Annotated in this window: 13 protein-coding genes; 9 read left to right on the top strand and 4 right to left on the bottom strand. The window is 51.5% G+C overall.

What is annotated here, in order from left to right; genetic code table 11:
* Positions 1 to 42: 42 nt before the first annotated feature.
* Both GJJ30_RS27460 and GJJ30_RS32465 read left to right on the top strand, forming a co-directional pair.
* Entirely contained in the window at positions 43 to 2,607 is a 2,565-nt protein-coding gene (locus GJJ30_RS27460) for a M1 family metallopeptidase (protein ID WP_154178348.1), read from the top strand.
* A gap of 36 nt (positions 2,608 to 2,643) precedes the next feature.
* On the top strand, positions 2,644 to 3,720 hold the full coding sequence (locus GJJ30_RS32465; RefSeq protein WP_229313455.1) for a 3-keto-disaccharide hydrolase: 1,077 nt from the start codon (positions 2,644 to 2,646) through the stop codon (positions 3,718 to 3,720).
* A 78-nt stretch (positions 3,721 to 3,798) separates the two neighbouring features.
* Here GJJ30_RS32465 and GJJ30_RS27470 read toward each other — a convergent pair whose 3' ends face one another.
* Both GJJ30_RS27470 and GJJ30_RS27475 read right to left on the bottom strand, forming a co-directional pair.
* Positions 3,799 to 6,492 (bottom strand): ABC transporter permease, encoded by a 2,694-nt coding sequence (locus GJJ30_RS27470; RefSeq protein ID WP_154178349.1) that lies wholly within the window; start codon positions 6,490 to 6,492, stop codon positions 3,799 to 3,801.
* Positions 6,489 to 6,827 carry a PadR family transcriptional regulator gene (locus tag GJJ30_RS27475; RefSeq protein ID WP_154178350.1) on the bottom strand — a complete coding sequence of 113 codons (339 nt, stop codon included), beginning with the start codon at positions 6,825 to 6,827 and terminating at the stop codon, positions 6,489 to 6,491. The genes GJJ30_RS27470 and GJJ30_RS27475 overlap by 4 nt, the downstream gene beginning before the upstream one ends.
* A gap of 332 nt (positions 6,828 to 7,159) precedes the next feature.
* On the opposite strand from GJJ30_RS27475, the gene polA reads away from it, so the two are divergent.
* From polA to GJJ30_RS27495, 4 genes are all read left to right on the top strand, one after another.
* Entirely contained in the window at positions 7,160 to 10,087 is a 2,928-nt protein-coding gene (gene polA, locus GJJ30_RS27480) for a DNA polymerase I (protein ID WP_154178351.1), read from the top strand.
* A gap of 101 nt (positions 10,088 to 10,188) precedes the next feature.
* Positions 10,189 to 11,055, top strand: coding sequence for a universal stress protein (locus tag GJJ30_RS27485; protein ID WP_154178352.1), 867 nt, complete (start codon positions 10,189 to 10,191; stop codon positions 11,053 to 11,055).
* Between the two features lie 19 nt (positions 11,056 to 11,074).
* Complete coding sequence (corA, locus tag GJJ30_RS27490; RefSeq protein ID WP_205880623.1) at positions 11,075 to 12,154, top strand: magnesium/cobalt transporter CorA; 1,080 nt, start codon at positions 11,075 to 11,077, stop codon at positions 12,152 to 12,154.
* Positions 12,155 to 12,169: 15 nt separating this feature from the next.
* Entirely contained in the window at positions 12,170 to 14,668 is a 2,499-nt protein-coding gene (locus GJJ30_RS27495; RefSeq protein WP_154178354.1) for a bifunctional UDP-N-acetylmuramoyl-tripeptide:D-alanyl-D-alanine ligase/alanine racemase, read from the top strand.
* A gap of 209 nt (positions 14,669 to 14,877) precedes the next feature.
* Here the strand turns inward: GJJ30_RS27495 and GJJ30_RS27500 are convergent, their stop codons facing one another.
* Positions 14,878 to 15,588, bottom strand: a complete 711-nt coding sequence (locus GJJ30_RS27500; RefSeq protein WP_154178355.1) for a hypothetical protein — start codon at positions 15,586 to 15,588, stop codon at positions 14,878 to 14,880.
* Positions 15,585 to 16,820 (bottom strand): THUMP-like domain-containing protein, encoded by a 1,236-nt coding sequence (locus GJJ30_RS27505; protein WP_154178356.1) that lies wholly within the window; start codon positions 16,818 to 16,820, stop codon positions 15,585 to 15,587. The genes GJJ30_RS27500 and GJJ30_RS27505 overlap by 4 nt, the downstream gene beginning before the upstream one ends.
* 162 nt (positions 16,821 to 16,982) lie before the next feature.
* Between GJJ30_RS27505 and GJJ30_RS27510 the strand changes: the two genes are divergently transcribed.
* From GJJ30_RS27510 to GJJ30_RS27520, 3 genes are all read left to right on the top strand, one after another.
* Entirely contained in the window at positions 16,983 to 18,599 is a 1,617-nt protein-coding gene (locus GJJ30_RS27510; protein ID WP_154178357.1) for a SulP family inorganic anion transporter, read from the top strand.
* Complete coding sequence (locus tag GJJ30_RS27515) at positions 18,565 to 19,248, top strand: carbonic anhydrase (protein WP_154178358.1); 684 nt, start codon at positions 18,565 to 18,567, stop codon at positions 19,246 to 19,248. Before GJJ30_RS27510 ends, GJJ30_RS27515 begins: the two co-directional genes overlap by 35 nt.
* A gap of 278 nt (positions 19,249 to 19,526) precedes the next feature.
* On the top strand, positions 19,527 to 20,411 hold the full coding sequence (locus GJJ30_RS27520; protein WP_154178359.1) for a cation diffusion facilitator family transporter: 885 nt from the start codon (positions 19,527 to 19,529) through the stop codon (positions 20,409 to 20,411).
* Positions 20,412 to 20,595 lie beyond the last annotated feature (184 nt).

The raw sequence follows: 20,595 nt of genomic DNA on the forward strand, positions 1-20,595 counted from the left end.
CGTTTTTTTGCGTTTTGAAGAAGGCTAAGTGAAACACGCCATATGTGTAAGATTTTCCGAAATTTCGGTATACTCCTGCTGTTAGTTGTCAGTAGCCACTGGGTGCTGGGACAGGGCTCCCGTGCTGCGGATACCGATAAAAAATCAACTTCTGTTCCGGTGTCCGCCAACGGACCTTATAATCCATCCCGGACGCTTCAACACGATCTCCTTCACACCCGGCTTGACCTGAGTTTCGACTGGGTGCGGCAGTGGGTACACGGCATGGCCCGGTTGCGGTTTAAACCGCATTTTTACCCGCAGAATACGCTGGATGTCGACGCCAAAGGGTTTGAAATCAAAGGCGTGTTTCTGCTCGATACCCTGAAAACCGGAGAGTCGGTTTTCGACACGCTGAATTACACCTACAACGACCGGCAGAAAATTCACATTCTGCTGCCCCGGACGTATACCCGCGCTGATACCTTTGATATTCAGGTGGTTTACACGGCCAAGCCGAACGAACGGCCGATGGGCGGAAGTGCGGCCATTACGCAGGACAAAGGGCTGTACTTCATCAACCACGACGGCGCCGAACCCAATAAACCGCGTCAGATCTGGACGCAGGGCGAAACCGAAGCCAATTCGTGCTGGTTTCCGACCATCGACGCACCGAACCAGAAAATGACGCAGGAAATCTACCTGACTGTCGATAACAAATACCGGACGCTTTCCAATGGAAAACTGATTTCATCCACTGTAAATCAGGAAGGAACCCGTACGGATTACTGGCGGCAGACGCAGCCTCACGCGCCTTACCTGGCGATGATTGCCGTGGGCGAATTTGCGTATGTGAAGGATTCGCTGGCCGCTACGCCCGAGCGTGGTCCCCTGGAAATCAGTTATTTCGTGGAACCGGCCTACGAAAAATCAGCGCGCGCGATCTTTGGTCGGACGCCCGCAATGGTGGAATTTTTCGAAAAGAAATTCGGTGTGCCGTACGTCTGGGACAAGTACAGCCAGATTGCCGTGCGCGATTTCGTGACTGGGGCGATGGAAAACACCACGGCAACCGTTCACGGCGAAACCGTGCAGATGGACGAGCGGCAACTGGTCGATGGCAACTCCGACGATGTGATTTCGCACGAACTGTCGCACCATTGGTTCGGTAATCTGACCACCGCCGAATCCTGGGCTAATTTGCCCCTCAACGAAGCCTTTGCTACTTACGCCGAATACCTCTGGCGGGAACACCGCGAGGGCGTTTACTCCGCCGACATGCACGGTTTGGACGACTTGAACCAGTACATCGCCGAATCGGAAACGAAGCAGGAACCGCTGATCCGGTACCGGTATACCGACCGCGAGCAGATGTTCGACAGCCATTCGTACGCTAAAGGGGGGCGCGTGTTGCACCTGCTCCGCCGGACGGTGGGTGACGAAGCCTTCTTCGAATCACTGACGCTGTACCTGAAACGCCACCGCTTCAAAACCGCCGAGCTGAGTGATTTGCGCGAAGCCTTCGAGGAGGTAACGGGCGAGGACCTGAACTGGTTTTTCAATCAGTGGTTTCTGAAACCGGGTCATGCCGTGATCAAGATTGAGAAAGAATTCAAACCGGGGACGGTTCAACTGACGGTTATTCAGCAGCAGGATTCCACTCACGCGCCGATTTATCGGCTACCGGTAAAAGTCGATATCTGGGTGAAAGGACAGAAAAAGACCTACGATGTGGTGGTTGACAAGGCCAAACAGACGCTGAGCTTTCCGATCGAACAACGCCCGGAACTGATTGTATTTGACTCCGACCATCGGATTGTGGGAACCGTTGAGCAGGAAAAAAACAAACCGGAACTTGTTTTTCAGTTCTACCACGCGGATAACTACCAGGACAAATACGAATCAATTACCCGGCTGGAAGACAAAAGCAACCTGATCGATTCGACGGTGCGGCACATGATGATGGACGCCATGAAGGATAAATTCTGGAAAATCCGTCAGGTAGCCGTGGGGAATTTTGCCGAATACGACGGGCAGGAATTTGCCGAGGTCGAACGGATTGTGCAGAGCAAGGCGCGCAACGATGAAAAGTCGCTAGTTCGTCAGGAAGGCATCAACACGCTGGCTTCGTACGGCGATAACGTCAACGATCCGCTGTTTCGGGAAGCGCTGAACGATACGTCGTACGCGGTAGTGTCGTCGGCGCTGGATTCGTACCTGCTGTCAAAACCGGGGGATGCTTCCGAAGTGGCCGCGCGGTTTGAGAACGTGCCCAACGGCGATATCGTGACGGCGGTGGCCAATTTCTACGCCAATTCGACCGATACCAGCCGCTACACCTGGTTCATCAACAAGATGAACACCATGAAATCTCAGGATTTATACAACTTTTTGCAGGTCTTCGGAAAATACCTGATCCGGTCCGGTTCGGACACCCAGCGGCAGGCCATTCCGATGCTGGAAGTAATGGCGCGAACGAGTCCGGCGTATTTTGTGCGGTTTGGAGCCTATCAGGTGCTCGGTTTGCTACAGGATATTGAAGGCGTTAAATCCATGCGAAAAGACATCCGGTTAAGCGAACGCGACCCGAAACTGAAGGAGATGTACGAACAGTTTAAAGATTTTTAAAACCGCTTACCTCGAAACAACCCCAACAAAACCCCTATGAAGAAATACCTCTTAAGTACGGTTATTTTTGCCTTTTTGGGCCTTGCCACGGCCCTGGCTGCTGGTCCGATTGACGGAAAGTGGGTCGGAAAAATTGGCGATGACTACGCGCTCACTCTGGAATTGAAAACAGACGGCGACAAGCTGACCGGTACCATCGGAAACACGGAAGGCTCCCTGCCCATTACGGATGGACAGGTTTCGGGAAACAATTTTTCATTTAAAACGGAACGCCAGGGAACAGTTATTCCGATCAAAGGAACCGTTGAGGGCGATAAAATGATCATTTCCGTGAATTACAACGGCAACGAAATTCCCGGAACGCTGACTCGTCAGGGCGGTTCGGCCAGCACGGCAACGGCCAGCGCGCCCCGGATGAAACCCGAAGAAACGGAAGTCTGGAACCCGGTTCCGAAGGTGATTACGCCCGGAAAAACCCCGCTCGACGCACCCTCCGACGCCATTGTGCTATTCGACGGCAAGAATCTGGATCAGTGGGTTTCTGTGAAAGACAAATCACCGGCCAACTGGACGGTTGAAAAGGGTGTTCTGACGGTTAACAAAGCCGCCGGTAACATTGAAACCAAGCAGTCTTTCAAGAATTACCAGCTGCACATCGAGTGGAAAATCCCGGAAAAAATCTCGCTGACGGGCCAAAGCCGGGGCAATAGCGGCATTTTCCTGGCCTCAACCGGCCCGGGCGATGCCGGGTATGAGCTGCAGGTGCTGGATTCCTACGAGAATAAAACCTACTCGAACGGTCAGGCAGGAAGCATTTACAAGCAAGCGATTCCGTTGGCCAATGCCAGCAAAAAACCGGGTGAGTGGCAGGTGTATGACGTGATCTGGACGGCCCCAACCTTCACGGCGGACGGCGCGGTGCAGACTCCCGCGCACGTGACGGTCATTCACAATGGCGCGGTGGTTCAAAACAACTACGAACTGAAAGGCGAAACGGTTTACATCGGCCAGCCGAAATACAAGAAATACGAGTCGGCACCGATCAAGTTGCAGGCTCACGGCGACAAAAGCGAACCGATCAGTTTCCGCAACATCTGGGTTCGGGAATTGTAAAGGGTATCGAATTGAAATCAAAAAGGGCAGCCAACGGCTGCCCTTTTTGATTTCTGGAATATCCGGTTTACCGTCAGTTTATTCGGAACGCAAACTTTTAACCGGATTGATCAAAGCCGCTTTGATACTTTGAAAACTAACCGTGAGCAAGGTAATCAATAACGCTCCCGCGCCCGACGCGGCAAAGATCCACCACGAGATTTCGGTGCGGTACGTATACTTTTCCAGCCATCCCGTTAGGAAGTATCGGGATGTCGGGATCGCAATCCCCAGCGCAATAATAACCAGCAGCACGAAATCTTTCGAGAGTAAGCCCCAGAGATTCAGGACGGAAGCGCCCAGCACTTTGCGAACACCAATCTCTTTGGTCCGTTGCTCGGCAACGAACGAAGCCAACCCGAACAGGCCCAGACAACTGATGAAAATGGCCAGTGTGGCAAAAAAGGAGGCCAACTTGCTGATCCGGTCTTCGTCACTGAATTTTTTGGCGTATTCTTCATCCACAAATTTGTAATTGAAGGCTGCCGACGGGACAATTTTCTTGAAAACCGCTTCAATTTCCGGCAGGGCTGCGTTCGCGCTGACGGTTGGTTTGATTTTTATATCGATTTGGCTGGCGGACTTATAATTTGCATCCAGAAAGAAAAAGGCGCGTTTTTCGGGCTCATAGGGCGAGGTCATGACCAGATCCTTGACCACGCCAATAATCTGCCGGGTTTGTTTCCCGTCGTAAAAGGTGACAAACTCTCCGACGGGATTCTTTAACCCAAGGTATTTGGCGGCCGTTTCATTGATAATCATTTTTGTGCTGTCCGTGGCAAAAGCTCTGGAAAAATCCCGACCTGCAATCAACTGCCAATTCACCAGTTGACCGAATCCGTAGGAAACTTCGGTAATGGAAAAATCGCTGGCGAGTTCGGGATTTTTGCCTTTCCACTTAAAACCGCCCACATTGTTCCAAACGGCCGTCAGCGGACTCGACGACAGCTCCACACCCGCCACCACGCCGGTATTTAGCAACTCGCTGCGCAGCACATCCAGTTTGCCGACGTAATTGGGATCATTTTTCGGAACCGAAATCAATCCTTCCCGATTGTAACCCACGGGCCGATCCTGTGCATATTTAATTTGTTTATACACGACGATGGTGCCGACGATTAAAATAATTGAAACGGTAAACTGGACAACCACCAGAATTTTTCGCGGCAAAGCCGCAAACCGCCCCAACCGGATCGTACCTTTCAGCACTTTCACCGGCTGAAAAGCCGACAGGTAAAAGGCCGGGTAAGCGCCCGCCAAAAAGGTCGTGATGGCAATAAACGCCAGACTGATTGCCCAGAAAAGCAAACTTTCAACGGGTAACGATAACGCTTTGTCGGCCACCTGATTAAACCAGGGAAGAGCAATAGAAATCAGTAGCAGTGACAACGCAAATGACAGGATCACCACCAGAAACGATTCGCTCAAAAACTGCTGAACCAACTGATTTTTTAGCGAGCCAATCGCTTTCCGAATCCCGATTTCCTTGGCTCGTTTTTCACTTCGGGCCGTACTCAGATTCATGAAATTAATGCACGCCAGAACCAGCACAAAAAAGCCGACGAGACCAAAAATCCAGACAAACGTGATCCGCCCGCCGGATGGCCGGCCATCCTTCAGTTCCGAATACAAATGCCAGTCTTTCATCGGATATAAAAAGACCCCGAACTTGTATTTTGCCGATTGCTCGGCAGTTTCTTTTGGTGTGCTTTTCAGATAAAAATCCTTGATACCGGCGTTGGCGGTTTCGATCGAAACATGGGGCAGTAACTGCACATATATACCGAACGAACTATTGCCCCACTCGTTTTCAACCTCCTTAATCCAGCCATTGGAGGCAACCCACAAATCCCAGGGCGAGAAAAACTCTACGTCGCCAAACCGGTTATTTCGGGGAATGTCTTCGTATACACCCGTTACGACCACGTCGATCCGGTTGTCAATTTTCAGATTTTTATTGATCGGGTCTTCTTCGCCAAAAATGGCTTGCGCTGCGGATTTTGACAGCACAATCGAGTGTAGTTGATCCAGTGAGGCATAATTTCCCTTGAGCATTTTCAGCGAAAGCATGTCCAGAACGCCCGGATCAATGAATTCTCCCCGTTTTTGTATTTTTTTATCCGCCATCGAAACCGTATAATCGCTCACCCACCAGGCCATCAGGATGTGCTTGAAATAGTGGTGGTATTGACTTTTCAGCGCAGCCCGCATGGGAAACTGCATGGCCTCCGTGCCAAATGTTTTCTGGATATTGGGGTCCGTATACACCCTTCGCACTTGGGCAATGTCTTTGTAATTTTTATGGTACTGGTTGAACGAAATTTCATCGTATATCCAGAGGCCAATCAGCATCGTTACGGCCATACCCATCGCGAGGCCCGAAATATTGATAAACGAGTAGCCCTTGTTTTTGGCCAGATTGCGAAAGGCGATTTTGAGATAGTTGCGTAGCATTACCGTTTGAGCGGGTTGAGGGTAGTCAGAAAAGGGTTGGGCGATTTCGCGCCGGAGCGGTTTTTGAAAAAAGGGCGTCAGGCAATGAATCACCCCCCAGACGTATTCGCGACGGGCACGGGCCGGGCCGACTTGCTCAACCCGCTTGTAGAACAATTCCTGCAAATCGCCCTGCACGTACTCCAGCAGGTGCGGAGCCACGAACCATTCCAGCAGACGGTCGGCCCAGCGCGGGGGGTGAGCGCCGGAAAAGTTGTCCGGTTTGGGTTGCTTCCTCATAATCCCAGAAGTTCGAGTTTTCCAATGGGAATCGACTGCCAGAGTTGTTGGCGCATTTGCTGAATGTCGAGCAAGACCCGCCCACCGGCGGCCGTTAACGCAAACAGCCGCTTGCGCCGTCCGCCCCGCTCGGCCGTTGCGCCACCCACCGAGGAAGACAGAAACCCTTTCTCCTCGAGTCGATACAACGTTGTGTGAACCGCGCTGACGGTGAAACTCCGACCGGTCAGAACCTGAAGCTGTTCCATTACCGGCACGCCGTAGACATCTTCGGAGCTTGCGGCCACTACCAGCAACACCAGTTCTTCCAATTCGCCCAGAATAGTCTTTTTCATGAAGATTTCGATTTACCTGATTAGATACAATATTTTAAATCAAATCTGGTGCCAGACTTGAAAAAGTGCCTTTGCTGGAAATAGAGCCTATAATCTGGAAAACCGCTGTCCAGAAACGGACGAACTGCTGTCCAGTCGTGGACAGCGGTTTTTGAAATTGAAATACGGCTAAAACGGGAACCGTGCTCCGGAGTCGACCGGTTTTTTAGCCTGATCGATCCGGAATCAATACCCCTTTACGAACGTTATTATTTTGATACGGAGACGATATTTCGTTATTTGCACAGGCCGTTTCCTGCCTGTTGCGCAGACCGTTTTCCGGCAACTTTCCAATGATTAAACCAGAAAAGAAACTGTTTTTGCTGGATGCGCTGGCGTTGATCTACCGCGCCCATTTCGCCTTCAGCAAAGCGCCCCGCATCACCTCGCGCGGCCTGAATACCAGTTGTGTCTTCGGATTTACGAACGCGCTGCTGGAAATCCTCCAGAAAGAAAAACCGACCCACATTGGCGTTGCGTTCGATAGCAGCAAGAAGACGTTCCGGCACGAGACTTTTGTGGAATACAAAGCCAATCGCCAGGCGATGCCCGAGGACATTGCCATCGCGATTCCGTACGTGAAAAAGCTGGTGGAAGCCATGAATATTCCCATCCTGATTCTGGACGGCTACGAAGCCGACGACATTATCGGAACGATGGCCAAACGGGCGGCCAAAGCTGGTTTTGAAGTCTTTATGATGACGCCGGACAAGGATTACGGTCAGCTCGTGGAAGAACATATTTATGTTTACCGGCCTGCCTTCATGGGAAAACCGGCCGAGAAACTGGGCGTGAAGGAAGTGCTGGACCGCTGGCAGATTCAGGACATTAGTCAGGTGACTGATATGCTGGGGCTGATGGGCGATTCGGTCGATAACATTCCGGGAATTCCGGGCGTGGGCGAAAAAACCGCTCAGAAACTGATTGCCGAATTTGGAACCGTCGAAAACCTGATTGCGAGCGCCGATAAGTTGAAAGGCAAGCTCAAGGAAAACGTCGTGCAGTTTGCCCAGCAGGGCATGTTATCGAAACAACTGGCCACGATTCACCTCGACGTACCGCTTGATTTCGACGAAGAGGCCCTGATCCATTCCGAACCGGATAAACCCCGCTTGTCGGCCTTGCTGGACGAGCTGGAATTCCGCCAGTTACGGAAACGGCTCCTGGGTGAAGACGATGCGGAAACGAATCCGTTCCCGGCCGCCAAACCGGCTGCGAAAGGGCAGATGGGCTTGTTTGACGAAACCGTGCTGGCACCGGCCGCCCCGCCTTCGACCAAAAAACCGGGTGTCAGCGACATGGTGACGGCTTTTGAAAAAGGGGCCAGACCGGCGGTTTTACCGAATACGGACGATATGCAGTCCGACTGGACGGAAACCGAAACCGTTGAAAAAGAGCTGGAACCGCGACGCACGATTTACTCGGTGGTTCACGATTATCGGCTGGTCGACACGCCCGCGCTGCGAAAGAGTCTGGTCCATTACCTCAGCCAGCAGCAAACGCTCTGTTTCGATTCGGAAACGACTTCGACCGATCCGGTGGAGGCTGATCTGGTGGGGTTGTCGTTCGCGTACCGCAAAGGCGAAGCGTTCTACGTTCCGGTGCCGCCCGATCGGGAAGGCGCTCAGGCGATTGTGGAGGAATTTCGGTCTGTCTTTGAGAATCCGGAAATTACCAAAATCGGCCAGAATCTGAAATACGACATGCTGATGCTGAAAAAATACGGCATTGAAGTGCAGGGTAAACTGTTCGACACGATGGTGGCGCATTACCTCATCGAACCCGAACAGCGCCACAACATGGACATCATGGCGATGACACACCTGAATTACGAACCGGTTTCCATCGAAACGCTAATCGGAAAAAAAGGCCCGAAACAGTTGACGATGCGCGATGTCGAGATTCAGAAAGTGGTCGAATACGCGGGTGAAGATGCCGACATTACCCTGCAATTGAAAGATACGTTTTTGCCGTTGCTGGAGAAAAACCAGTTGACCAAGCTGTTCTACGAAGTCGAAATGCCGCTGGTGCGGGTGCTGGGCGACATGGAACTGGGCGGTGTTAAAGTGGATATGAATGCCCTGGCGGAACTTTCGGCGACGCTGGAAACCGACATTCGGCAGGTGCAGAGCGAAATTTACGAACTGGCGGGTGGCCCTTTTAACGTGGGTTCGCCGAAGCAGTTGGGGGAAGTTCTGTTTGAAAAACTGAAACTCGACAGCAAAGCCAAAAAGACCAAAACCGGTCAGTACGCAACGGGTGAGGAGATTCTGACCGATCTGGAAGCGGATCACGAAATTGCCCGGAAAATTCTGGATTACCGCGAACTGGTCAAACTGAAAAATACATACGTCGATGCGCTTCCGCTCATGATGAGCAAGCAGGACGGGCGGATTCACACTTCGTTCAATCAGGCGGTGGCAGCTACCGGGCGACTGAGTTCGACGAATCCGAACCTGCAAAACATTCCGATCCGGACCCCGCGCGGTCGCGAAATTCGCAAGGCGTTTGTGCCGCACAGCGACGATTTTCTGATCATGTCGGCGGATTATTCGCAGATCGAACTGCGGATCATGGCGGCTTTCAGCGGGGATCAGACGATGCTGGATGCGTTCAACAACGGCATCGATATTCATACCCAAACGGCCAGCAAGGTCTTTAAAGTGCCGTTAACCGAGGTCGATTCGGATATGCGCCGGAAAGCAAAAATGGTCAATTTCGGGATCATTTACGGTATTTCGGCCTTCGGATTGTCGCGCCGGCTGCGGATTCCGCGCCGGGAAGCGGCCGAAATCATTCAGGAATATTTCGCGGGATTTCCGGCCATCAAGGAGTACATGGACGGCGCCATCAACAAGGCCCGCGAATGTGAATACGCCGAAACCATTCTGGGCCGACGCCGGTATTTGCGCGACATTAACTCCCGGAACATGACCGACCGCAGTTTTGCCGAGCGCAACGCCATCAACGCGCCGATTCAGGGTTCGGCGGCCGATATGATCAAAATTGCCATGATCAACATCGACGAATTCATCCGGAAAAACCGCCTGAAATCGCGAATGATCCTGACGGTTCATGACGAATTGGTGTTCGATGCGCACAAGGATGAGCTGGATCTGTTGAAGGAAAACGTTGCCGAATTGATGCGCAACGCCATCCCGCTGCCGGTGAAAATGGAAACCGGTATCGGGATCGGCGAAAACTGGCTGGTGGCGCATTAATACCGAATAACTCCAGAAGAGTAATTGATGAAGAAAAAACAAGGTTTCTGTGAACGTGACCTTGTTTTTTTGTTAGTATAGAATCACTAATCCCTCAAACGATGAAAAATATCCTTGTCCCCACTGATTTTACCGGCACATCCGACCTGGCGCTTGCCTGGGCGAAATTTCTGGCCAAACAATATATCCAGGACGGATTGGAAACGACGCTGGTGCTGACCCACGTTACCCAACCGTTTATCCCCGACACGACCCTGCCAACGGGCGAGGTAGGCGCAGGCATCATGGCGGCTCAGGAACTGGAAGATGTCGGCGATCTGAATTTGCAGGAACTGGCCGAACAGCTTCAGAAAGAGGGATTTCAGACCCGGATTGAAACCCGTTTCGGCGCCATCGACGATGAAATTGTGGAAGTGGCTGACGAGGTAAAACCGGATCTAATTGTAATGGGACGCAGCCACGTTGACACGTTTTTTGATTGGCTGGCAGGAAGCTCGGCCGCCGATGTGGCGATGACCGCCCACTGCCCGGTTTTGGTGGTTCCGACGCTCGATCACGGGAGAAGCCACCCGGTTCGGCTCGCGACAGTCGCTTATGCCACTCAACTGGAATTTGACGAAAACCACATTCTGCGACCGGTTATACAACTGGCCCGGGCGTTTCAGTCGACGCTGCGGCTGGTTAAAATCAAGGCAGTAAATCAGCCGAATGTGTACGACGATCGCCAGTATCTCGATCAGATCGAAACGGAATTTGGTCGCGACCGGTTTGTGGAGGATACCGTCAACGCCGATAACGTAACGGAAGGACTCTCGAAATACATTGCCGCTCATCAAGTCGACTTGCTGGTGATGGCGACCCGGAAGCGCGACTTCCTGAGCCGACTACTCAATCCCAGCCTTACCAAACGCATGGTCTTGAATTCGGACGTGCCGGTTTTGGTGTATCACGCCGAAGAGAATTACTGACGGACTCGCAGCTACGTTGATGGGCAGACGTCGGTATAAACATTCTGAAAAAAAGGTAGGCGCTTCACCGGGCACCCTGATTTACGTTGGGCAGGAGATTGACCACAAAACCAATATCCGCCGGATTGAATACAGCGAAGCCAGTTATACCGTGGAAACTGTAAAACGGCTGGCAACCTGCGCCAAACCGCCCGAAACCGCACCGACGGTTTCGTGGCTGGATGTCGATGGCATTCACGAGCCCTCCGTTGTCGAACGCATCGGGCAGCAGTTCCACCTCCATCCGCTGCTGCTCGAAGACGTCATGAATTCCCAGCAAAAACCGAAAGTGGAAGAATACGACGGTGCGTATTTATTCGCTACGATGAAAATGCTGCATTTCAACGTGAAAACGCAGGAATTGGAAAGTGAGCACCTGAGTTTTGTGATGGGGAAAAATTACCTGGTTTCATTTCAGGAAGAACGCAAATCGGATATTTTCCAGCCGGTACTCGACCGCATTCAGGCGTCGGCCGGTAAAACGCGTCGCAACGGTTCCGATTACCTGCTTTATGCCCTGATGGACCTGGTTGTCGACCATTATTTTGTCGTGCTGGACAACATCGGCGAGAAGCTCGAAATTCTGGAGAATAGTATCATCGAGCAGGTGGCCGGTCAGCAAACGCTCACCCGGATGTATACGCTGAAAAGGGAGTTGACCCTGATGCGGAAGCTGGTCTGGCCGGTTCGTGAAATGATCAATCGCATGGTGCTGGAAGAGAGTGATTTAATTAAGCCGACCACCATGCCATTCCTCCGTGACCTCTACGATCACGTGGTTCAGGTGCTGGACAGCATCGATTCGTACCGGGAACTGGCCACCAGTTTGCTTGACGTGTACCTGTCGACGCTCAGCAACCGCATGAACTCGGTGATGAAAACACTGACAATTTTTTCCGCTATTTTTATGCCGTTAACGTTCATCGTGGGCGTCTACGGAATGAATTTTGACAACATGCCGGAGCTGCACACCCATAACGGTTATTACGTTGTTTGGGGCATTATGGCGGTTTCGACGGTTTTAATGATCCTTTACTTCCGCCGAAGACGGTGGTTTTAAGTCCGTTTACGGTTTATGACAATCCAGGAATTTGATATCAATACGTCTGACGTTTATCCGGTAACCGATAGCCGTCAGATTCTGTCACCGACCCGGAATGGGGCGGCAGATGCGGTTTTTTTTGCCATTCAGGGGGAACACCACGATGGTCACCGGTTTATTTCGGAATTATACGCCAAAAACGTTCGTCAGTTTGTGGTCGAAACTGCAGCGCTGACGCCCGACTTGCGGCATGAACTGGCTCAATTGACCGATGCGCACATCTGGGAGGTGGGCAGCAGTTTGAAAACCTTGCAGGAATTAGCCGCCCGGCACCGCGGCCAGTTCGACATTCCGGTGGTGGGAATTACTGGCAGCAACGGTAAAACCATCGTAAAAGAATGGCTGGCGCAGGTGCTTTCGCCCGACTTTCTGATTCAAAAAAGTCCGAAAAGTTACAATTCCCAACTGGGCGTTCCGCTGTCGGTCTGGCCGCTCAACGAAGAACACACGCTTGGAATTTTTGAAGCCGGAATTTCAAAACCGGATGAAATGCAGGCGCTACAGTCGATCATTCAACCGACGATCGGCATTTTTACCAATATTGGTTCGGCGCACGACGAAGGGTTTCGGAGCTGCAAACAGAAAGTGGCCGAGAAGCTCCGGTTGTTCCGAAAGTCTGACACGCTGATTTACCGGAAATCCTACGCGGAAATTGACGAGGAAATTTACCTGTTGCTGAAAGCTGTCAATCCGACGATTCGCCTGATTGGCTGGTCGACTGAGCCGACGGCGGAGATGCCGATTTTATTCACGAATCAAACCAGCGGCACAAAAATCAGCTTGCGGTGGGAGGGAAGTGCCTATTCGGTTTGGGTGCCGTTTTCCGATCCGGCGTCGCTCGAAAATGCCACGCATGTGTTGCTGGCTTCGCTGGTGTTGGGCGTCACGCGTCCGGCGGTTTTGCAGGAGCGGTTTGCGCGTTTGCGGCCCGTTTCGATGCGGCTGGAACTGAAAGAGGGCATTCATCGCAACCTGCTCATCGACGATACGTACAACAATGACCTCGCGGGCCTGTCGATTGCGTTGAATTTCCTGAATCAGCAGGATTCAAGACGGCAGAAAGTACTGGTTTTGTCGGATTTGCTGGAAACCGGGATGAAGCCGGCTGAGCTTTATCCGGCGATTGCGAGCATGCTGGCGGAGAAAGAAGTCGGTCAACTGGTGGGCGTTGGCCCGGAAATCAGTCAGTATCAGGCGGTTTTTACGGTTCCCACCCGATTTTATTCGGCCACGGAAGAGCTGTTGCAGTCGGGGTACCTGAACGACCTGAGCGATTCAGTAATTCTGGTGAAAGGCGCCCGGCGGTTTTCGTTCGAAACGGTGGTGAACCGGTTTGTTCAGAAATCAAACCGGACGGTTCTGGAAATCAACCTCGATGCGCTGACTCACAACCTGAATTTTTACCGGAATAAGATCGGCCCCAAAACCAGAATTATGGTGATGGTGAAGGCGTTTGCGTACGGCAGCGGCAGCGCGGAAGTGGCCAGTTTATTGCAATTCCACCGGGTCGATTACCTGGCCGTGGCCTATGCCGACGAGGGCGTGGCCTTGCGCCAGAACGGAATCAAACTGCCCATCATGGTCATGAATCCGGCACTTCAATCGTTCCGGCAATTGATTGACTACCAGCTCGAACCGGAAATCTACAGTTTCGGGATTCTGGATGAATGGATGCGGTTTCTGAAAACGGAGCCAGATCAGAACGCGAACCGTGAAGCGGTTTTTTCCATACCGCCCATTCACATCAAACTCGACACCGGCATGCATCGCCTGGGTTTTTTGCCCGACGAAATTACCCGGCTGGGCGAATTGCTGACATCAAATCCGAATCTGCGGGTCGCGACGGTTTTCAGCCATCTGGCTGGTTCCGACGAAGCAGAACACACGCCTTTCTCGCACGAGCAATACCGCCAATTTGTCGACGGTGCCGCCCAACTGGAAGCAACTCTGGGCTACGCCCCGCTGCGGCATCTGCTGAATTCGGCCGGTATCGTTCGGTTGCCCGAATTTAAACTGGATATGGTTCGGCTCGGAATCGGCCTGTACGGCGTGGAGGTCAGTCGGCTGGAACCGCAACAGGTGCAGACTGTTGGAACCTTAAAAACCGTAATTAGTCAGATTAAGGCACTCAAAGCGGGCGAAACCGTCGGCTACAGCCGCCGGGGAGTGCTGACCCAGGACGCGCGCATCGCGACCCTGGCCATCGGTTACGCCGACGGGTACGACCGCCGGTTGGGGAATGGCGTCGGGCAGGTTTGGGTTAACGGTGTTTTATGCCCCACCGTGGGCAGCATCTGCATGGACATGACCATGATCGACATCACGAACGCGCAGGCTGAGGAAGGCGATGAAGCAATCCTGTTCGGTCAGCCCGTTTCGCTGACCGATCTGGCCGACCGGATTGGCACCATTCCGTACGAAATTCTGACGGGCGTCAGCGAGCGGGTAAAGCGGGTTTTTTACCGGGAATAAATAAAAAAGCCCGCCAGCCGGAATCCGACTGACGGGCCTCATCTGTCCCCACAAACCGCTCTCACAGGGTTCTTTACAGTTGGCAAACTAACGATGGCTTGACAACTTTTCTTTTAGATTAGGGAAGTGAGACAAGAGAATAGAGACTAACATAAAAACCGTTATTGATTGTCTTTACTCTCTTGTCTAGCTTCTTTTCTCTCTAAAAACTATTTCGGTAACTTGGCTCTGGCAGCTTCCAGGGCCTGTTTTTTCGTTTCTAACTCTTTTGCCGAACTGGCCAGGTCATTCTTATTGGTTTCCGTGTCGCGGGTCAACTGCTCCAGTTCCCGGCTATTTTCGTCCATTTTTTTGACCAGATTGTCTTTCTCCTTTTTATTCCGCTCGAGATCGCGGACCAGCTTTTCGCTCTGTTTTGTTAGCTTATCCTGCTTTTTCTGTGCTTCGTTGAAGGTATCATCCGCCAGTTTGATGTCGTAATTGAGTCGGGTGCGTTCCGCAAAATCCTTCAGCAACGTTTCAACCTGGGAATACATCGCGTCGCCGGGTTTGGCGTAATCAGCGTTTCCCTTGTCAACGGCAACAAAAATGGTTGCTTTGCTTTTGTCCGTGCTAACCTTGCTGGCCACATTCAGCGGTTCGTTCGAAAGCGCGGGAATGTTGGCAGCCGGAACCTTATAAACTCCGTTGCGGCCTGTGGTTACCTTGCCGTACGACTTCATCTGCATTTCCCATTCTTTTTCGACAAACTTCCCGTCAATCGGTAGATTGAGGGAAAGTCCCATCAGCGAAATCTGATCCACTTTTTCAGTTGCCGAGCTGACGGTTTGCGCCAGAACGGGCTGGGTAGCGAACGGGATGCCCAGCAGCGCCGAGCAAAACAATACGTGTAAGAACGATTTAAACAACTGTGTTTTCATTGTAGTAACGATGGATGAATTGGTTTTCGTGTAATTAATATTCGTTTCTTGCCATCAACGAGAGTGGTTGCAAACAGATACAAGTCGCCACCGGCGGCTAAACTAAGCTTTTTCCGCAGAGTGTCAGCGGTTTCCGGAAAATTCCGGACGCTCAGGTTCGCTTTCTTTTCCGGACAAAAAATATGAACTTCTTTTCGGTCCGGTTTGCAATCTTCCAGCATTTCGAACGATCTTCCCGGAAAATCCGGCAACCATTCTTCGCTGGTGTACAAATGGCTGTTGGGCGCTATTTTGTGTAAACCAAACCGCTCGGCCACACTCCGAAAGGCACCTGCTTTCAATATAGACGCGTTGGGTTCGTATAAGTAACGCATCGGATTGCTGAATTGGACATGAGCGGTTTTTTCTTCGTTTCGGCGGAAATTAAACGTTTCGTCCGGTCCGGTGGAGCGAAGGTTGACGGCGGTTACTTCAATCAACGGCTCGCGCTGCGCCCACAGAACAAACAGAACTTCCTTGCATTCATTATCGACCGACACCACGTGAATGGCGGCCACGTCCGGCACCTGCTGCATCACCGTTTCAACGTCGATCATGGGGGACGTCTTGACCAGCACCGAAACCGCTTTGTTCCGAAAACCGGTCGAATTGCCCGGCTTGTACCAATCCAGAATATTGGGTTCGCAATCTTCCAGCCGGACCACCTTGCCGCCCCGCTGATCGCGTCGGGCCGGATCGAGGTAAATCCAGTCGGCTTTCTCCGAAAAACCGCTCAGAAACTGCCGTGCATCGGTGGACGGATAAAAATCAATGTTTGTTCCGCCCAGTTTGGGCAGATTATAAGCCGTCAGTTCGGCCAGTTCGGTTTGCTGTTCAACATAGATCACCCGTTTCGCCTGTTTCGAAAACGCCAGCGAATCGACTCCCATTCCACCGGTCAGATCGATCAGTAACGAAACCGCATCCCGGTTTTGAGCAATCAGGGATGCCTTGTAAGCGGCTGTTCGCTCCGAAGACGCCTGCTCGACCGAAAGGGCGGGTGGAAACACCAGCTCCGGGTTCGCGTACCAGTCGGGAAGTTTCGTTCGGGCCTTCTGACGCGCCACCAGTTGAGCAGCTACAACTTTCAACCGCAGGTTATCGAGCTCCGATTGGCGTAATAATAGCGTATGTGGATCATCGTTCAGGTGATTCTGAATAAAATCTTGTTCAATTTTGCTTAAAAATGTCATTAAAACGAGAAAAGATTGTATTTTTGGAAAGATTAAAGAACGATTAAAGAATGATTAAAAAGCGATTAAAATTTTTTATCAATTTTGTAGTTATCAAACAGTTTGTATTGACTTTTGAACACAAAACCGACACGTAACCTTTCATTATAATTGAAAATAGTCATGAAAATCTTTAGCCCCCTAAAGACCTTATCGAATTATTCGTCTTCGACCTTTCGATCCGACTTACCGGCGGGATTGTCGGTTTTTCTGGTCGCCTTACCTTTGTGTCTGGGCATTGCGCTGGCGTCGGGGGCTCCCTTGTTTTCGGGTTTGGTGGCTGGCATGATCGGCGGTCTGATCATTGGATTGTTGTCTGGTTCTGACGTCAGCGTCAGTGGCCCCGCAGCGGGCCTGGCGGTTATCGTGGCCGACAGCATCTCCAATCTGGGTGAATTTAATGTTTTCCTGACCGCCGTAGTCATTGCCGGGATTATTCAACTGGGTCTGGGTTTTCTGAAAGCCGGGAAATTCAGCGGTTATTTTCCGGACAGCGTCATTCGCGGGCTGCTGGTCGCCATTGGTCTGGTGATTATTCTGAAACAGATTCCCCACGCGCTGGGCCGGGATAATGATTACGAAGGCGAATTTGAATTTAGCCAGTTGGCAGACGGCGAAAATACTATTTCTGAAATTTATCGCGCCATTGTGACCGCCAGCACCGGGGCCGTTATCATCAGTATTGCTTCGTTCCTATTGCTGTATTTCTGGGATAAAGCGGCCAAAAAAGGCGTCGGTTTTTTCAAAAACTTTCCCGGCGCGCTGGCGGTGGTGATTTTAGGTATTGGTTTGAACGAGCTTTTTAAAAATTCCATGCCTGAGTGGTATATGGGTACGTCGGCGCACCAGCACATGGTGCAAATTCCCAAAATAGAGGCCGGAAAAAGTATCTTTTCGATTTTCTATTTTCCGGATTTTACGGCCCTGTCCAATCCCAAAGTCTACATCACGGCATTTACGATTGCGGTTGTCGCGAGTCTGGAAACCCTTCTGAATCTGGAAGCCGCCGACAAACTGGACCCGCAAAAACGGGTTTCATCGCCGGATCAGGAACTGGTCGCGCAGGGTATTGGCAACCTGATTTCGGGCATGATCGGCGGATTGCCCCTCACGTCCGTTATTGTCCGCACCTCGGCGAATGTGTACGGCGGCAGCAAAACCCGGGTTTCGAGCATCGTTCACGGCTTGTTTTTGACGATAGCGGTTTTTCTGGGCGCGCCATTGCTTAACCTCATTCCGCTGGCTTGTCTGGCCGCACTGCTGATTACTGTCGGCTACAAACTGGCTAATCCGCAAACGTTCAAAAAAACCTATCGGGAAGGCTTCAATCAGTTTATTCCGTTCATTGTCACTGTCATCGGAATTGTCTTCACGGATTTGCTGATCGGCATCGGCATTGGTTTGGTGGTGGGTATTCTGTTTGTGCTCTACACGAATTTTCAGTCAACGTTTCGGGTGGTTCGGGACGGCAATAAAGTCCTGATCAAATTGCAGAAAGACCTTTATTTCCTGATTAAACCGCAGTTGAAACAAACCCTGCGCGAATTGCAACCGGGCGATCAGGTGCTGGTGGACGGGACGCATGCGGGTTTCATCGACCACGATATTTTCAATATTCTGCGGGATTTTGAAGAAACGGCCAAAACCCAGAATATTAAATACGAATTGAAAAATATTTCCTCCAACAAACGCAGTTTACGGACACATGCACGCACACGAGAAGTTACTATTAGCGAATAAGGCGTGGGCTTTGGACAAACTGGAACTCGATGAGTTCTACTTTGAAAACCTGGCTGCTGACCAAAAACCGCAGTTTTTGTGGATTGGCTGCTCCGACAGTCGGGTTTCGGCCGAGGAAATTACGGGGACGCTGCCCGGCGAAATGTTTGTTCACCGGAACATTGCCAATCAGGTCATTTCGTCGGATTTGAACCTGCTCAGCGTTCTGCAATACGCCGTTGAAGTATTGAAAGTCCGGCATGTCATTGTGTGCGGACATTATGAATGCGGAGGGGTTAAAGCCGCCCTGCTAAGCAAAAGGTACGGTCTGATTGACAACTGGTTGCAGAATATTCAGCTCGTCAAAGAAAAATATTTCGCTGAGCTGAACGGCATTACGGATGAGAACGCCCGGTTTAACCGGCTGGTCGAATTGAGTACGCAGGAGCAGATTTATAATCTGGCGCACACGGCGATCATTCAGGATGCCTGGAACCGGAAACAGGATGTCTGGCTCCACGGCTGGGTGTTCGATCTGCACACCGGCCAGTTGAAAGAAATCGTCAATCTGTCGCCCTCCGATGCCGCCGACGTCCAGTTTGTCCGCCAGCTCAGTTCTGAAGAAAGCCTGACCAATGCGCTGACAACGGATATTCGGCTGTTGAAGTAAAGTTATTTATAGGTTAGCTGCTCAAAAGGAGGAATATAGAAGGAGTGGGTTGCTGAGCCATCACTTTTATATTCCTCTTTTGCATTTGATTCATTTAGCCCAGGAACGGTTTTTTTCCTCCATTCCCGTTCAATTCTTCTCCGTGTTCTGCTTTTAGCTCCAATTCCTGCTGAAGCGGGCAATCGTAACTTGCCAATTGCGCTGTACCTTTGTCAAATAAGTGCCGAACCATCAAAACCGGAGGCTGCGTTTGGCGGTACGTTTACTAAGGAATAAAAATGGAAGAACCAATAAAACCGCATCAGGCCGAACGGGGACAGAAATCAACGCTGGTTGGCATTGTGGTCAACGTTGGGCTGGTGCTGGTAAAGGGAACTGCGGGCTGGCTGGGCAATTCCTACGCCCTGATTGCCGACGCGATGGAATCCGCCACCGACATTGTAACCTCAATTTTTGTCTGGGTGGGACTTCGAACGGCGGCCAGGGCGCCCGACCAAAATCACCCGTTTGGGCATGGAAAGGCCGAACCGCTGGCCGCTATTGTGGTGGCGATGGCGCTCGTTGGAGCGGCCATTTTGATTGCGGTGCAAAGCATCCAGAATATTCAGCAACCCCATAAAACCCCGGCAGCCTATACGCTGGTGGTGCTGGCGGGCGTCGTGATCGTGAAGGAAATCCTGTTCCGGCGCATTGCACAGGTGGGAACCGAGACGGAAAGCAGCGCCGTGAAAGCCGATGCCTGGCACCACCGCAGCGACGCCATTACCTCGCTGACGGCTTTTGTGGGCATCAGCATTGCCCTGATTGGCGGGCCGGGCTACGAAAGTGCCGACGATTGGGCGGCTTTGCTGGCGTCGGCGTTCATCATCTACAACGCCTACCACATTTTCCGGCCGTCATTCGGCGAAATCATGGACGAAACGCCCCCCGGCGACTGGCAAAAAGAGCTGGAGACGATTGCCATGGGCGTGGACGGCGTCAGGGGAATCGACAAATTCCGGGTACGCAAAACCGGTTTTGAATATTTCATCGATCTACATGTAACTGTGTCGGGCGATATTCCGGTTCGGAAAGGACATGACATTGCCCATAAGGTAAAAGAAGCCATTCTGGCCGAAAAACCGGCGGTTTATGATGTGCTGATTCACATTGAGCCGGAGTGAAAGGCCACAATTAAATCATAAATGTTAAACGCTGAATGTTGAATGTAAAAGTGGCTTGGCGCATTTAAGACCTGTTTGAGTTAATAAAACCGTCCCGATGGGACGGCGTCCTTGTAGTCAGGTAGGAATGTCAATGAGTATATAGTTTCGTAGAAATGGCTCTTTAGAGATGGCTTAATGAACC

Source organism: Larkinella terrae (assembly GCF_009668025.1).
GTDB lineage: Bacteria > Bacteroidota > Bacteroidia > Cytophagales > Spirosomataceae > Larkinella > Larkinella terrae.